The organism is Pseudoduganella chitinolytica (assembly GCF_029028125.1).
In the GTDB taxonomy this organism is placed as follows: domain Bacteria; phylum Pseudomonadota; class Gammaproteobacteria; order Burkholderiales; family Burkholderiaceae_D; genus Rugamonas; species Rugamonas chitinolytica.
The window spans coordinates 2222216-2237372 of the sequence record NZ_CP119083.1 but is presented as its reverse complement, the minus strand read 5'-3'; the positions used below and the strand labels follow the sequence as shown (position 1 = coordinate 2237372).

11 protein-coding genes are annotated in these 15157 nt (G+C 65.9%); 9 read left to right on the top strand and 2 right to left on the bottom strand.

Features of this window, described 5'->3' with window-relative positions; translation table 11 throughout:
- The first annotated feature begins 142 nt into the window (after positions 1-142).
- The gene (gene ligD / locus PX653_RS09880; protein ID WP_277417718.1) at positions 143-2809 is read left to right on the top strand and encodes a DNA ligase D; all 2667 of its coding nucleotides are present in this window, start codon (positions 143-145) and stop codon (positions 2807-2809) included.
- 94 nt (positions 2810-2903) lie between these two features.
- Here ligD and ku read toward each other — a convergent pair whose 3' ends face one another.
- Both ku and PX653_RS09870 read right to left on the bottom strand, forming a co-directional pair.
- The gene (gene ku / locus PX653_RS09875) at positions 2904-4013 is read right to left on the bottom strand and encodes a non-homologous end joining protein Ku (RefSeq protein ID WP_277417717.1); all 1110 of its coding nucleotides are present in this window, start codon (positions 4011-4013) and stop codon (positions 2904-2906) included.
- Between the two features lie 49 nt (positions 4014-4062).
- Positions 4063-5061 carry an SDR family oxidoreductase gene (locus PX653_RS09870; protein ID WP_277417716.1) on the bottom strand — a complete coding sequence of 333 codons (999 nt, stop codon included), beginning with the start codon at positions 5059-5061 and terminating at the stop codon, positions 4063-4065.
- Positions 5062-5277: 216 nt separating this feature from the next.
- Between PX653_RS09870 and PX653_RS09865 the strand changes: the two genes are divergently transcribed.
- The 8 genes from PX653_RS09865 (at position 5278) to PX653_RS09830 (ending at position 14939) form a co-directional block, all read left to right on the top strand.
- Positions 5278-6753, top strand: coding sequence for a GGDEF domain-containing protein (locus PX653_RS09865; protein WP_277417715.1), 1476 nt, complete (start codon positions 5278-5280; stop codon positions 6751-6753).
- Positions 6754-6923: 170 nt separating this feature from the next.
- Entirely contained in the window at positions 6924-8582 is a 1659-nt protein-coding gene (locus tag PX653_RS09860) for a right-handed parallel beta-helix repeat-containing protein (protein WP_277417714.1), read from the top strand.
- Positions 8579-9157, top strand: a complete 579-nt coding sequence (locus tag PX653_RS09855) for an NF038129 family PEP-CTERM protein (RefSeq protein WP_277417713.1) — start codon at positions 8579-8581, stop codon at positions 9155-9157. The genes PX653_RS09860 and PX653_RS09855 overlap by 4 nt, the downstream gene beginning before the upstream one ends.
- 136 nt (positions 9158-9293) lie before the next feature.
- Positions 9294-10940, top strand: a complete 1647-nt coding sequence (locus tag PX653_RS09850; RefSeq protein WP_277417712.1) for a SulP family inorganic anion transporter — start codon at positions 9294-9296, stop codon at positions 10938-10940.
- A complete protein-coding gene (locus tag PX653_RS09845; RefSeq protein ID WP_277417711.1) occupies positions 10937-12676 on the top strand; it encodes a DUF885 domain-containing protein in 1740 nt (579 codons plus the stop codon). Before PX653_RS09850 ends, PX653_RS09845 begins: the two co-directional genes overlap by 4 nt.
- A gap of 69 nt (positions 12677-12745) precedes the next feature.
- Positions 12746-13243 carry a hypothetical protein gene (locus PX653_RS09840; protein WP_277417710.1) on the top strand — a complete coding sequence of 166 codons (498 nt, stop codon included), beginning with the start codon at positions 12746-12748 and terminating at the stop codon, positions 13241-13243.
- 68 nt (positions 13244-13311) lie between these two features.
- Positions 13312-13542: a hypothetical protein gene (locus PX653_RS09835; protein WP_277417709.1), complete on the top strand. Its 231-nt coding sequence runs from the start codon at positions 13312-13314 to the stop codon at positions 13540-13542.
- 680 nt (positions 13543-14222) lie between these two features.
- Positions 14223-14939, top strand: coding sequence for a hypothetical protein (locus PX653_RS09830; RefSeq protein WP_277417708.1), 717 nt, complete (start codon positions 14223-14225; stop codon positions 14937-14939).
- Positions 14940-15157 lie beyond the last annotated feature (218 nt).

Genomic DNA, 15157 nt, shown 5'->3' with positions numbered 1-15157 from the left:
GTATTCCGTGCGTCACTGAGCCAGAAACGCCGCCGCTTCCGGACCAGTTGACGGGTCTTACAAGTGTTACAAATTGGGCTCGTCGGTAGCTTCTGTTAGCTGACGAACCGATGCACCAGCCGCCCGGGCCTACAGTGATTCCATGAAAGACTCTCTCAAGACCTACAAGGCAAAGCGCAACTTCGCCATCACGCCGGAACCGGCCGAGGGCGGCGAAGAAGGCAAGGAAGCGCTGACGTTCGTCATCCAGAAACACTGGGCGACGCGACTGCACTACGATTTCCGGCTGGAACTGGACGGCACGATGAAGAGCTGGGCCGTGCCGAAAGGGCCCAGCTACGACACGCACGACAAGCGCATGGCCGTGCACGTCGAGGACCATCCCATCTCGTACAACGACTTCGAGGGAACCATTCCCGAGAAGCAGTACGGCGCGGGCAAGGTCATCATCTGGGACAAAGGGACGTGGCACCCGCTGGGCGACCCGCGCCAGGGCTACCGCGACGGTAACCTGAAATTCGAGCTGCGCGGCCACAAATTGCGCGGCAAGTGGGTGCTGGTGCGCATGAAACGCTCGGGCGAGAAGCAGGAGCCGTGGCTGCTGATCAAGGAGAAGGACGACTACGTGCGCTCGGCCGACGAGTTCTCCGTCATCGACGAGATGCCCGACAGCGTCAAGGCGCTGGGCATGCCGACGGACGAGCCGCTGACCCCGCAGGCCGAGGCGGCCGAGGAAACCGCGCGCGTGCACGCGGCGCCGGCGCGCAAGAAAAGCGCCGCAGCGAAGGGCAAGGCCGCCAAGGCCGCCAAGGCGGAGGAGGGCGGCGCAGGCGTGCGTTGCGCGCTGCCGGAGACGTTCACGCCGGAGCTGGCCACGCTGGTGGATGCCCCGCCTGCGGACCCGCACGACTGGCTGTTCGAGATCAAGTTCGACGGCTACCGCCTGCTGGCGCGGGTGGACGGCAAGGACATCCGGCTGATCACCCGCAACGGCAACGACTGGACGCACAAGCTCGAACCGCTGCGCGCGGCCATCGAGAAGATGAAGCTGCCCAAGGGCTGGTACGACGGCGAGATCGTCGTGCATGACCAGAGCGGCCGGCCCAACTTCGGCCTGCTGCAGCAGGCGTTCGACGGCACCAGGACCAGCAATATCGTGTACTTCGTGTTCGACGCGCCGTACCTGGACGGCTACGACCTGCGCGAGGTGCCGCTGGCGCAGCGGCGCGAGCTGCTCAAGACCGTCATGGACCGCGTCGGCAACGACGTGGTGCGCTACTCGGCCGAGCTGGAGGCGCCGCCGGCGGAGATGGTGGCCGCCGCCTGCCAGATGGGCCTCGAAGGCATCATCGGCAAGCGGCGCGACTCGACCTACGTGTCGCGCCGCTCGCCCGACTGGATCAAGCTCAAGTGTGCGCAGCGCCAGGAATTCGTCATCGGCGGCTACACGGACCCGAAGGGCTCGCGGGTGGGCATCGGCTCGCTGCTGCTGGGCTACTACGGCGAAGACGGCAAGCTGCACTATGCCGGCAACGTGGGCGCCGGCTTCAACGACACGACGCTGCGCGAGATCACGGGCAAGCTGAAAAAGCTGGCCAGCGACACGAGTCCGTTCGCGCCGTCGAAATCGATCGAGAAACGCGCCCACTGGGTCAAGCCCACGCTGGTGGCCGAGGTGACGTTCGGCGAGTGGACGGCCAGCGGCTCGATCCGGCATTCCGTCTTCCAGGGACTGCGCGCCGACAAGAAGGCGACGAGCGTCACCCGCGAGAAGGCGGCCCATATGGAAACGCTGGTGGAGGGAACCATGCAGACACAGACCGCCGTCAAGGCGAAGACAACGAAAGCCAAGGCGACATCGGCGGCGCCGGCCGAGAAATCGACGCCGTCGCGCGCACCCGAGGGGCTGGACGCCGACAGCAAGCTGCCGGCGTCGCTGAAGGTGACGAACCCGGACCGCCTGATCGACCCGGCCAGCGGCACCACCAAGATCGGCCTGGTGCGCTACTACGCGCTGGTGGCCGACCTGATGCTGGAGCACCTGAAGGGACGCCCGGTGGCGCTGGTGCGGGCACCGGCCGGTGTCGGCGGCGAGCTGTTCTTCCAGAAGCACTCGGAGGTGGGCAAGCTGCCCGGCGTGAAGCAGTTCCCGCAGGCGCTGGATCCGGATCACCCGTCGATGCTCGAAGTGGCCACGATGCAGGGCCTGCTGTCGGCGGCGCAGTGGAACGTCGTCGAATTCCATACCCAGAACGCGTTCGGCAAGAACTACGAAAAGCCGAACCGCATGATCTTCGACCTGGACCCCGGCCAGGACGTGTCCTGGAAGCAGATCCAGGAAGCGGCCCAGCTGATGCGGGCCTTCCTGGCCGAGCTGGGCCTGCCGTCGTTCCTGAAGACGAGCGGCGGCAAGGGCCTGCACGTGGTGGTGCCGCTCAAGCCGCAGCACGATTGGGATACCGTGAAGGGGTTTAGCAAGGCGATCGTCGAGCACATGGCCGCCACCTTGCCGGACCGCTTCGCGTACAAGAGCGGACCGAAGAACCGGGTCGGCAAGATCTTCATCGATTACCTGCGCAACGGCCGCGGCGCCACCACGGTCAGCGCCTGGTCGGCCCGTACCCGCGCCGGCCTGGGCATCTCCGTGCCGGTCGACTGGAGTGAGCTGGAACACCTGCGCGGCGGCGACCACTGGACGGTGGCGACGGTGCACGACCGGCTCGACGAAGGCAATACGCCGTGGGCGGATTATGCCAAGAGTGCGGTCAGCATTACCAAAGCCATGAAGCAGCTGGGCTACAGCGTCTAGGGTTGGGGTCTGTCCCTGCGGGACTGACCCCGAAGTTTCTCGGCGTGCTGGCAAACTTCAGGGTCAGTCCCTGCGGGACAGACCCTAGCCCCCCTCAAGCAGCGCGGCGCCGGGTCGACGTACTGGCCGGCTTGGCCGCTGTCTTCTTCGCCGCCGGCTTCGCGGCAGCCTTCTTCGCCACCGACTTCGACGCCTCCGCCTTGGCCGGGCTGGCCTTTGATTTCGCTGTGGCCGTGCTCTTGCCGGCGGCGCGGGTGGACGTGCCGCCGCGGGCATTCACGCTGGTGGTGCCGCGCGGCACGGGCCGCCGGGCCTTGGGTGGCGGCTCGTCGTCGTCCGATTCCTCGTCGGTATCGGCCTGGTCTTCTTCCTCGTCGTCGTCCGCCGCGGCCGCCTTGCCCTTGCCGGGCTTGGCGCCCAGCGACTGCTTCAGGAGCGCCACCAGGTCGATCACGTTGGTCGACGGCGCCGCCTCGTCGTCCTTGGACGGCAGCGTGATGGTCTTGGTCTGCCTGGCCTTGATCTTCTTCTCCACCAGGGCGAGCACGTCATCCTTGTACGTGTCGTGGTACTGCTCCGGCGCCCAGTCCTCGCTCATGCCTTCCACCAGCGACAGCGCCATTTCCAGTTCCTTTTCCTTGATGCCGGTGGCCTTGGTGCCCTTGTCGGGCAACTTCAGGTCTTCGGTATCGCGGATCTCGTCGGCGTAGCGCAAGGTGTTCATGATGATGCCGTCCTCGGCGGCGACCAGCGCGCACAGGTGCTGCTTGGTGCGGATGACCACCGTGGCGATGCCGATCTTGCCGGCCCGTCGCAAGGTCTCGCGCAGCAGCGCATAGACCTTGTCCCCGCCTCGGCCGGGGGCCAGGTAGTAGGGCGTCTCGTAGTAGGTCAACGGCACGTCCTCGGCATCGACGAAGGCGAGGATGTCGATGGTCTGCGTGGCCTTGACGTTGGCCTGGCGCAAGTCCTCGTCCGACAGCACCACGTATTCGCCGGCCTGGTATTCATAGCCCTTGATGATGTTGTCCCACGTGACTTCCTTTTCGGTCGTCTTGTTGTAGCGCTTGTAGCCGATGGGGGAGAAGTCGCGCTTGTCCAGCATCGTCAGGTCGAGGTCGTTGCTCTTGACGGCCGAATGCAGCTCGACCGGTATGTGCACCAAGCCGAAGCTGATGGCGCCTTTCCACAGCGCGCGTGCCATGATGGTCTCCTTGACAGGTCAACAGGGGGCGGCCGGGCCGCCCCGGGGTTCAGCCCACGCTGCCGGTGATCGGCAGGATGATGCCGGTAATGTAGCTGGCGCAGCTCGGCGCCGCCAGGAACACGTATGCGGGCGACAGCTCTTCCGGCTGGGCCGGGCGCTTCATGTCCGTGCTTTGGCCGAACTGGGCGATCTTCTCCGGCGTCTGGTCGGCCGGGTTCAGCGGGGTCCACACGGGCCCCGGCGCGACGGCATTGACGCGGATGCCTTTTTCCAGCACGTTCGACGCCAGCGACATCGTAAACGCATGGATCGCCCCTTTCGTCGACGAGTAGTCCAGCAGCTTCGACGACCCTTGCAGGCCCGTCACGGAACCCGTATTGATGATGGAGGCCCCCTTCTTCAGGTGCGGCAGCACGGCCTTGGCCATGTGGAAGTAGCCGTAGATATTGGTCTTCATCGTCAGGTCGAAGCGCTCTTCCGTCAGGTCCTCCAGCGAATCGGCGTGTTCCTGGAAAGCGGCATTGTTGACGAGGATGTCGACCTTGCCGAACGCCTGCAGCGTTTCCTCGACGGCGCGCTTGCAGAACTGCGCATCGCGCACGTCGCCGGGGAGCAGGATGCAGCGCCGGCCTTCCGCCTCGATGCAGCGCTTCGTTTCGACTGCATCTTCCTGCTCGTCGGCCAGGTACACCAGGGCCACGTCCGCCCCTTCGCGTGCATAGAGCACGGCGACGGCGCGGCCGATACCGGAGTCGCCGCCGGTGACGATCGCGCTCATGCCTTCCAGCTTGCCGCTGCCCTTGTAGCCGGGCGCCATGAATTGGGGCTTCAGTTCCATCTCAGCTTCGATGCCCGGCTTGGCCAGGTGCTGGCTGGGCAGGTCGCCATCCGGGAAGTCGTGCGTGCCCGTCTGCACGCCCTGCGGTTCCTGCTGCCCGCCACCCTGGCTGCCGCCCTGCTTCTGCGCGTCCTTGCGGTCCTGCTCCTGCTGGATCTCGCGCTGCAGGTTGCCAACGTTTTCGGTACTGTTCTGCGAATTCGTCATTGCTTGTGCTCCTGGTAAGGTGATGTCAGAAAGACGAGGAACCAGTATTGGCAATCGGCCGGCGCTTGACAGTGCGCTTTCGCACAGATGCGAGCTGCCCGTGACAGCAGAGATGCGAGGAAAAATATAGTGTATTTAGGTAAATAATATTGTTATTCTTGTACATTCTGGCACACTGTCGCTCCCAGTCACTCATCATTCACGGGAGCTTCAACGATGTCGCAATCCGGTCCCGGCCATACGGGCCTGTTCGTTCATCCGGATGCCACGCGGTACCAGCACTTTCGGGCCGCTTGCGGCGAAGCCTTCGCTCGCCTCGACGCGGCCAGCGGCGCTGGCGGCGCCATCGAGCGCATGGCGCGCGGCCACGTCGACCTGCTCGTCATCGACGTGGCGGGCTGCCTGCCGGGCGACCCGGTCCTGGTGACGGGGCTGTCCATGCTGCTGCGCACCCGCAACGGCGCGCCGGTGCTGGTGCTGTGCCCTTACGGCCACACGGCGTGGTTACCGGAGCTGATGGCACACGGCCCGCTGCAGTACCGCATCGGTCCCGTTCCGGATGCAGCGCTGCGCGGCGCCGTGGACGGCCTGCTGCGGCAGCCGGCCAACGGCCCCTTGAATGCCCAGCAGCAGCTGCTGGACAAGGAACGCGAGCTGCGCGAGCTGCTGACGATACAGCGCAGCGTGCAGCGTGCCATGGCCCACGCCGAGGACAGCGCGCGGCTGGCAGAGCAGCTGTGCGCCGCCCTGTGCAGCTTTCCCGGCGTACGCCACACGGCGCTGCTGCTGCAGCGCCCCGATGGCGAGCTGCGCTTGCTGGCCGAGGAAAGCCGCAATCACCTGGACCTGGGCGGGCTGCTGGGACGCGAGGACAACCTGCTGGCGTCGCCCCTGCGCGATGCGTTCCCGCCGCTGCTGGCGGCCAGCGCCGGCGAGCTGGTCCTGCTGGACGCCCCCGCGAAGATGGGCGATCCGGCACTCGCGCTGGCGCTGCACCGGCGCGACGTGCAGATGGTGCTGGCGCTGCCCCTGCGCGGGGAGCCGGGCGGGCCGCTGCTGGGCGCCATCAGCCTGATGTTCGACCGCTCGCTGCAGTTTACGCGCGAGCAGTTCGCCTGCTTCGCCAGCCTGGCGCAGTTCATCGGTTTCGCGCTGGCGATGAGCGAACTGAGAGGGCGCAACGACGCCCTGGCGGACCGCTTGACGCAGCTGGACACGCGCGACCCGCTGACGGGCGCCATCAACCGCCGCGCCGGCGAAGCGCTGCTGGACAGCGAAATCCGGCGCGCCCGCCGCTACGGCATTGCGCTGGCCGTCATCGCCTTCGACATCGACAACTTCCGCTCCGTGAACGACGTGTACGGCTATCCGATCGGCGACCAGGCACTGCGCGCGGTCGTGGCCACCCTCCAGGGCCGCCTGCGCGTTTCCGACACGCTGGCGCGCATGCGGGGCGAAGAGTTCCTCGTCATCGCCACGCACACGACGGCCGCCGACGCCCGCAAGCTGGCCGAGAAGCTGCGTGGCGCGATTGCCGGCACGCCCTTGCCGGGCTGCGAAACCGTCACGATCAGCCTGGGCGTCGCGCAGGTCGCGCCGGACGAAGGGGCGCTCACCGTCATCGAGCGCGTCGACACGGCGCTGCGGCGTGCCAAGCGGGCCGGCCGCAACCGCGTCGAGCTGGCCGACTGACGGCACCGCGATAACCGTTTCGACGGCGCCGATACCGCTTCCGGTATCGGCTTGGGAAGCGCATATAGTAATCAGAAAATAGAGCAGCAAACCCGTTGACGCGACGCTAAGATGGCTCGGCTTCACGCGGCGGCCCCGTGGCCGCTCCGACCCACCCATCGAAAGAGCGCATGAAGAACAACACACATCGGGATGCACTGATCGGGACCGTGGCGCTGGCACTGTCGGCGCATGCGGCGGCGGCCACGTATTACGTTGCACCCGGCGGCAACGACGGCGCGGCCGGCAGCAAGGCTGCGCCATGGAGGACATTGGCCAGGGCGCAGGAAGCCGCCGTGGCGGGCGACACGATCTACCTGCGCGGCGGTACCTACCGCTACACGGCGGGGATCAACGCGTGCGCCAGCACGACGGACGTGGTCAATGCCATCACCTTGAACAAGAGCGGCAGCGACGGCAAGCCGATCCGCTACTGGGCCTATCCGGGCGAGAAGCCCGTGTTCGATTTCGCGGCGATGAAGGACAACTGCCGCGTCAAGGCCTTCAACGTCACGGCCAGCTGGCTGCACCTGAAGGGACTGGAGATCAAGGGCGCGCCGCAACAGCCGGGCAACCTGCAGAACAACGAGTCGTGGGGCGTGTGGATCAAGGGCAGCCGCAACGTGTTCGAGGCGCTCGACACGCACCATCACATGGGGCCGGGCCTGTTCCTCGCGGACGGTAGCCACAACCTGATCCTGAACGTGGATTCGCACCACAACTACGACCCGTACAGCAGGTCGGGCGCCGGCCAGAACGCGGACGGCTTCGGCGCCCACGTCAAGGCCAACCAGCCGGGCAACGTGTTTCGCGCCTGCCGCGCCTGGGCCAACACGGACGACGGCTTCGACCTGATCAACGCCTATTCGGCCGTCACGATCGAGAACTCGTGGGCCTGGCTGCACGGCTACCTGCCGGGCACCACCACGTCGATCCCGGCCGGGAACGGCAACGGCTTCAAGATCGGCGGCTATTCCGGCACGTGGGTCGCCAACGCGCCCGTGCACGTGGTGCGCAACTCGGTCGCGCTGCGCAACAAGGTCAACGGCTTCTATGCCAACCACCACCCGGTGGCGAACCGGTTCATCAACAACACGGCGGCGGCCAACGGCATTGGCTTCAACTTCCTGGGTATCGCGCCGGACGGCAGCGCCACCAACCTGGGCGTGGCCCGCAACAACGTCGCGTACGGCGGCACGGCCGCCGCCAACACGGCCGGCGTCGACTCGTCGCACAACAGCTGGGAGCTGCGTACCGCGCCCGTCGCCGCCGACTTCCAGAGCGTGTCGACCAGCGGCTGGGATGCGCCGCGCCAGGCCGACGGCAGCCTGCCGCTGCTGCCGCACTTCCACCTGGCATCCGGCAGCGCGCTGGTCGATGCCGGCGTCGACGTGGGGCTGCCGTACACGGGCAGGGCGCCGGACCTGGGCGCGTACGAAGGGACCGTGCGCGTGGCGCTGGTGCAGGACGTCAGCGCCGCCGTGACCATCGTGCGCTCCGGCCTCGCGCTGGACCGTGCCACGCAGAAGCAGGCCGGCACCGTCACCGTCACCAACACCAGCGCCCATGCCATCGAAGGCACGCTGCTGCTGCGGCTGGACTACCTGAGCGACGGCGTAGCGCTGGACAACGCCGCTGGCAATGAAGGCGGCTCGCCCACGCTGGCGCTGCCGGTGACGGCGCTGGCGCCCGGCGCGACGGCGACCGTGACCACTACCTTCGTCAATCCGGAACGGACTGCCATCGGCTACGTGCCGACCCTGATCGCGGTGGCGGGAGATGAGCAATGACGCGCCTGCGCACCTTGCTAGTACTGCTGGTGCTGTGGTGCGGCGTGGCCGCCAGTGCCCTGGCCGGTCCGATCTACCGCGTCACCGTCGATACGGCAGCGCTGGCCGGGCAGGGTGGCTACCTCGACTTCCTGTTCCTGGGGTTGCAGGACGCGGCGCCGGCCACCGCCACGCTGTCGAACTTCACGGGTGCGCTGGAAGGCGGCGGCGTGACCGCTGGCGACGCCAGCGGGTCCGGCGCGGGCCGCGTCATCCTTGGCAACGGCAGTGGCTGGAACGAATTTGCCCAGCATGTCGGCTTCGGTGGCTTGTTCGGCTTCGATGTCACGTTCGAGGTCGGCGGCGCGGCCGGCGACAGCGGTACCAACCTGACGCTGGCGCTGCTGGACGATGCATTCCAATACGTGGGCGCGGCGGGCGACATCGTCACGTTCGCGCTGCTGCCGGGGCAGGCGGACGGCGTCACCACGGACGGCAACTTCGCCACGGTGCAGGCGGTGCCGGAGCCGGGCAGCGTGGCGCTGCTGGCGCTGGGGTTGCTTGGCATGGCGGTATTGCGCCGCAGGTCACGCTAGCCAACCCGCCGGCGACAGGCCCCGATTGCGGGCCTCCGACCCGCAATCGGGGGCCTGTCACCGTGGGTCTCCGGCTCTGCCACCGATGACCTCAGCCGTGGTAGGCTTCTGCCTTTGATCAAGCAACGGATTCGCAATGCTGCTCTGGCTGAGGCGCTACCGCCGTGCCGCGCTGCCGGGGGACATCGGCGCCGGCATCGTCGTGGCGATGATGATGATCCCGCAGGGGATGGCGTATGCGCTGGTGGCGGGCCTGCCGCCGGTGGCCGGCCTGTATGCCAGCATCCTGCCGCCCTTGGTCTACGCCCTGTTCGGCAGCAGCATGACGCAGTCGGTGGGCCCGATGGCGATCGTGTCGCTGATGACGGCGGCCGCCATCGGCCCGCTGGCACCGGCCGGTACGGCGCTGCATGGCGTGCTGGCCGCGCAGCTGGCGCTGGTGGCCGGCGCCGTGTTGCTGCTGTGCGGCCTGCTGCGCCTGGGTTTTCTCGCCAGCTTCTTCTCCCGTCCCGTCATGAGCGGCTTCACCGTCGGCTCTTCGCTCGTCATCGCGTGGGGCCAGGTCAAGCCGCTGCTGGGCGGCGCGCCGCCGCACCCGCACGTGCCCAGCGCGCTGCTGGGCCTCGGCTCGCTGGCGCTGCTGGTGCTGGCGCGCGCCCACCTGGCGCCGCTGCTGGCCCGCTGCGGCATGCCCAGGACGGCCGCCGACGTGGCGGCCAAGCTGGCGCCGATGGTCATCGTGCTGGCATCCATCGGCCTCGTCGCCGCACTGGACCTGCCCGCGCTGGGCGTGGCCGTCACGGGACCCGTGCCGGCCGGGCTGCCGGAACTGAACCTGGCCACATCGGCGGCGCACTGGCGCGCGTTGCTGCAGCCGGGCCTCCTGATCGGCTTCATCGTCTTCCTGATCAGCATGTCGGCGGCGCAGACGCTGGCGCAAAAGCGGGGCGAGAAGCTCGTCAGCAACCAGGAACTGGTGGGCCTGGGTGCGGCCAACGTCGCCAGCATGGTCTCGGGCGGCTTTCCCGTCACGGGGAGCCTGTCGCGCTCCGCCGTCAATTTCGCCGCCGGGGCCAATACGCCGCTGGCCAGCGTCATCTCCGCCGGGCTGCTGGCGGCCGCGCTGGTGCTGCCGACGGGCTGGCTGGCGCTGCTGCCGTTGCCGACACTGGCGGCGACGATCATCGTCGCCGTGCTCGGCATGCTGCAGCTCGATACCTTGCGCACCGCGTGGCGCTACGACCGCGGCGACGCGCTGGCGTGGCTCGTCACGTGCGGCGGCGTGCTGGCGCTGGGCGTGGAGGCCGGTGTCGTGGTTGGCGTCGTGCTGTCGATGGGCACCCTGATCTGGCGCGCCAGCCGGCCCCACATCGCCGTGCTGGGCCGCATTCCCGGCACGGAGCACTTCCGCAACGTCGACCGCTACGCCGCCACCACCTGCGCCACGGTGCTGATCCTGCGGGTGGACGCCAACCTGTTTTTCGGTAACGTCGACGCCATCAACGAACGGATCGAGGACGAACTGCGCGCCCACCCGGCCGCGCGCCATCTCGTGCTGGCGATGCTGGCCGTCAGCTCGATCGACACCACCGCGCTGTTCGCGCTGCAGGAGCTGAACGACAGCCTGCGCGCGCGCGGCATCGGCCTGCACCTGGCCGAAGTGAAGGGCCCCGTGATGGACCGGCTGCGCGCCAGCAGCCTGCCGGAGCGCCTGAACGGGCGCATCTTCCTGTCCACGGCCATCGCCAGCGATTTCCTCAACCAGAACCAGGAACCAGAATGAAACGACTCAGTGCGGCCTTCCTGGCCGCCAGCCTGTGCGCCGCCCAGGCCCACGCAGCGCCCAAGTCCAACCCGACCGACGACCAGTTCCGCGCCGTCCATACGCAGGAATGGCAGTGGCGCCTGTCGCAGCGGCTGGAAGATGCCGAGGACGACACCAGCGGCATCCGCGCCACGCTGCCGAAGATCGATCCGGCCACGCAGCTGGTGCGCCAGCGCTACTGGGAGACGACACTGCGCCGCCTGGACGGCATCGACGAGAAGAAGCTGTCGCCCCATGAACGGATCAACTACGCCGTCTACCGCGCGCAGATCGCTGCGTTGCTGGAGAACCAGCGCTTCCGCGAATACGAGAAGCCGCTCAACGCCGACTCGTCGTTCTGGTCGAACCTGACGTACGAGGCGCGCAAGCCGTTCCGCACGGCGGCCGAGTACCGCGCCTACGTGGCGCAGCTGAACGACGTACCGCGCTACTTCGACGACGAGATGGCGAACATGCGCGCCGGCCTGGCGCGCGGCTTCACGCCGCCCAAGGTCACGCTGCAGGGGCGCGACCAGTCGCTCGTCGCCATCGTCGAGGCCAAGCCCGAGGACACCCCGTTCTACCAGCCGTTCAAGGCGATGGCCGCGACGATCCCGGCGGCCGAGCAGGCCGGCCTGCGCGAAGCGGCACTGGCCGCGATCCGCACGCAGGTGATCCCGGCGCACGGGCGCCTGCTGAAATTCATGCGCGAGGAATACGTGCCGCGCGCCACCGACAACCTGGCGGCCGAGCGCCTGCCGGACGGCAAGGCCTACTATCAATCGAAGATCGTCGAATACACGACGACGAACCTGACGGCGGACGCGATCCACCAGGTCGGCCTGGCCGAGATGGCGAAGATCCGCGCCGAGATGGCGCAGGTGATGAAGGAAGTGAAGTTCGACGGCGACCTGGCCGCGTTCCTGCACTTCCTGCGCACCGACCCCCGCTTCTATGCCAAGACGCCGGAGGAATTGCTGATGCGCGCCGCGTGGATCGCGAAAAAGTTCGATGCCAAGGCGGAGCAGTATTTCGGCCGCCTGCCGCGCAGCCGCTTTGCCGTCAATCCCGTGCCGCCGGAACAGGCGCCGTACTACACGTCCGGCCGCGGCGGCCCCGGCGTCTACCTCGTCAACACGTACAACCTGCCGGCCCGCGCGCTGTACAGCCTGCCCGCGCTGACCCTGCACGAATCGGCCCCCGGCCACGCGTTCCAGATGCCGCTGGCGCTGGAGCAGCAGGGCCGTCCCGCGTTCCGCAACGCCTATATCTCCGCCTATGGCGAAGGCTGGGCGCTCTATTCGGAGCGCCTGGGGACCGAGATGGGCATCTACGAGACGCCATACGAAGTGTTCGGCATGCTCAGTTACCAGGCCTGGCGGGCGTCCCGCCTCGTCGTCGACACCGGCATCCACGCCAAGGGCTGGACGCGTGAACAGGCGCAGCGCTACCTGATGGAGAACACGGCGCTGTCGGCGCACGAGGTGGAGACGGAAGTGGACCGCTACATTTCGTGGCCGGGCCAGGCGCTGTCGTACTACCTGGGCGAGATGGCGATCATGGATGCGCGCCGCCGCGCAGAGGCCGCGCTGGGCACGAAGTTCGACATCCGTGCGTTCCACGATACGGTGCTGGAACTGGGTTCCGTGCCGCTGCCGGTGCTGGCGGCGCGCATCGACCGGTTCATCGCGGATGGCGGGAAGGGGCCTTACTGATTTACGGCAACATGCATGCGGGCAACTCCGCCTAAGCTGGGGTGACCCTCACCCCAACAGGAGCCCCGCATGCACCCCCTCTCGTACCTGGTAGCCAGCGCCGCGTTGGCGCTGGCCGGCATCGCCGCCGCGCAGGACACCACCTATGCCTTCCGGGACCAGCCCCGCACCGGCAGCCACCTGCGCCGCAACGTCGCCTTCGCGCCGATTCCGTTCGACAAGCGCTATGCCGACCTGTCGGATGCGCAGAAAGGCATCGTGCGGGCAGCCTATGAGCGCATGGCGGCGGACGACGAGCCGCCGTTTCCCGTCAATGGCCTGGCCCCGATCTTCCGGGCGCTGGCCCGGCTGGAAAAGGGCGCTGTCCATCCCGGCCCCATCAAGGCCAGCGTGACGGTCGACCCGGCCGGGATGCCGCTCGCCGTGCGCATCCTTACTGCGCCGGGCGACGACCTGGGCGACTTCGTCGGCCGGCTGTTGCTGCTGCAGCGCTACAAGCCCGCCCTGTGCGCTGGCCGGCCATGCGGCCAGGAATTCCTGCTCGCGGCGACCCTGACGGACGAATAGAAACGCCGAGGCATGTGCGTACCGCTTGCTGTACGTTGTGATAATGTACTGTTTTTCCGGAGCAAAACATGCCTCTCTATCAGATCTGGTACAACGACCTCGACCAGCCACTGGTCATCAACCCGCCTTACCGCCTGCGCGACATCGAAATCGTCGGCGAAGTGCTGCGCCACGAACGCCGCGACAACCGCCAGAGCGCCGACCCGAGCGGCCTGACGGCGCGCGAACTGATGCGCGTGAACGGCTTGCGCGACGTGCGCTACACGATGGACGAGAGCGAGCCGGTCAGGCTGAGTTGAAGTCTCCTCATCGATAAATTTGTCTTACGCTGTCGGCCCACTAACGCGTCCGAAACGGCCGCGTTGTGTTTACCTGCATGTGTACGCAGCTTATTAGCTGGTGCCATTCACATGCCGTGGCAACGGCCGATAGCTGGGCTTATCGCAGCAATCCGCTATTCCAGACGTCACGTTCGACCGAATGTCGCGTCTGTATGCGTTGCGCCAGCAAAAGGTCATCCCCTATAGAAACATGAACGTCACGGCAGGACGAGTGAACTGTTGCCTACCGAATTTGTTCAAGACTGCTAGAGGACGCATTCCTGCTCAGCGTTTGCCACGGTGGTCGAATAGAGTAACGATTCGCCAAGGGCTGGTGCAGCCACTTTACTTCAAGGTGTGGGTGTTGCGGGCAACGCAATGCGAGGTTGCAGCCAGCGCGGGGACAGTCTCGCCGAGGTCTCTTCGTCTTCTGTCAGACGTGCCGCAGCGGAACAGAATTTCTCAGTGGAGTTATGAATTGCCAGTGGGACCGACTCTGTGTCCATTTCCTACGTGCGACGCAGATCGTTGACGCATCGACGCAACTTGCTTCGAATCGTTCGCCTCTAAAACCGCTCGGCGCATCATGTAGAGCGTTTGCCCCAGAAGTATCTTTGCTCATGTCCCCAAGCTAGCCCGGTTCTGCTCAAATTGAAATCATGAAGGATCCAAAGTCATATTCGCCTCATTGGAGTCAACTCAAGCGTAATATTAGTGCGTCCTTTTTCCTTGTTTCATTTATTGTGTTGATTTATCATGGAATCGCCGATAAGAAGCCGCCTTCTAATACGCCCGCCTATCTTATTGCGCACGGGATTTATGTCGGACAGGTTAACGAGATAAAAATTCAGGACTCTTTGCTGAGATTTCCAGTCACCTATTTACCTAATCCTCACACCACAGGAAAAATTACTCGTGGCCAGGCGGATTATGTTTCTATAAATATAGATCTTGGGCCGCCATTTGATCACCACGACGTAAAGCCACAACCATTTGACTCGCCAGTTAGCGTAGTGATACATGCGTATGGTATCGAGAATGTCCAGCGCGAGTGGAGTGATATTAATGAGCCGTCATGGCGAGTTGAAGAACTGACCGCCATCGGATTACGCCAATATACAAGCCCGCAAAATGACGGTGGATGGGGGTATCGCTTATACGTGCCGATCGATCCCAAGGCAACAACACCAAAAGGTGGTCCAATTGTCTTCACGTGTGCTGGTTCAGCTCGCGGTGAGCCAAATCGTTGCCGGCTGCGATATCAACATCCACAGGGAGTGCTCGTAGAATACTATCTTAGCGGTACGTTATTATCGAACTGGCAGCAAGTGCACTCTCGTGTACTGGAAGTAGTAAATTCTTTTTTTGTGGATTGATAAAGGATGCGTTCCACATCGAATTTGTGTCGTTTGCTAATGGGGAAGCTTGGTTTCATCGGGTATTTCAGCCCTACCTTTGTACGGAACAGCGGGCAATGATGAGCCATACGTAGATAAGTTACCTCCGGCCTGCGCAACGTGCGCCACACGATCAACCAGAGCGAACCGGTTGGGCTGACGTAACACCGCACCACGGCCGCCCGCCTGGCTGCACC

What these genes read in the sequence shown, in the direction of transcription:
- ligD (WP_277417718.1), top strand. Translation starts at nt 143, where the DNA reads ATGAAAGACTCTCTCAAGACCTACAAGGCAAAGCGCAACTTCGCCATC.
- ku (WP_277417717.1), bottom strand. Translation starts at nt 4,013, where the DNA reads ATGGCACGCGCGCTGTGGAAAGGCGCCATCAGCTTCGGCTTGGTGCAC.
- PX653_RS09870 (WP_277417716.1), bottom strand. Translation starts at nt 5,061, where the DNA reads ATGACGAATTCGCAGAACAGTACCGAAAACGTTGGCAACCTGCAGCGC.
- PX653_RS09865 (WP_277417715.1), top strand. Translation starts at nt 5,278, where the DNA reads ATGTCGCAATCCGGTCCCGGCCATACGGGCCTGTTCGTTCATCCGGAT.
- PX653_RS09860 (WP_277417714.1), top strand. Translation starts at nt 6,924, where the DNA reads ATGAAGAACAACACACATCGGGATGCACTGATCGGGACCGTGGCGCTG.
- PX653_RS09855 (WP_277417713.1), top strand. Translation starts at nt 8,579, where the DNA reads ATGACGCGCCTGCGCACCTTGCTAGTACTGCTGGTGCTGTGGTGCGGC.
- PX653_RS09850 (WP_277417712.1), top strand. Translation starts at nt 9,294, where the DNA reads ATGCTGCTCTGGCTGAGGCGCTACCGCCGTGCCGCGCTGCCGGGGGAC.
- PX653_RS09845 (WP_277417711.1), top strand. Translation starts at nt 10,937, where the DNA reads ATGAAACGACTCAGTGCGGCCTTCCTGGCCGCCAGCCTGTGCGCCGCC.
- PX653_RS09840 (WP_277417710.1), top strand. Translation starts at nt 12,746, where the DNA reads ATGCACCCCCTCTCGTACCTGGTAGCCAGCGCCGCGTTGGCGCTGGCC.
- PX653_RS09835 (WP_277417709.1), top strand. Translation starts at nt 13,312, where the DNA reads ATGCCTCTCTATCAGATCTGGTACAACGACCTCGACCAGCCACTGGTC.
- PX653_RS09830 (WP_277417708.1), top strand. Translation starts at nt 14,223, where the DNA reads ATGAAGGATCCAAAGTCATATTCGCCTCATTGGAGTCAACTCAAGCGT.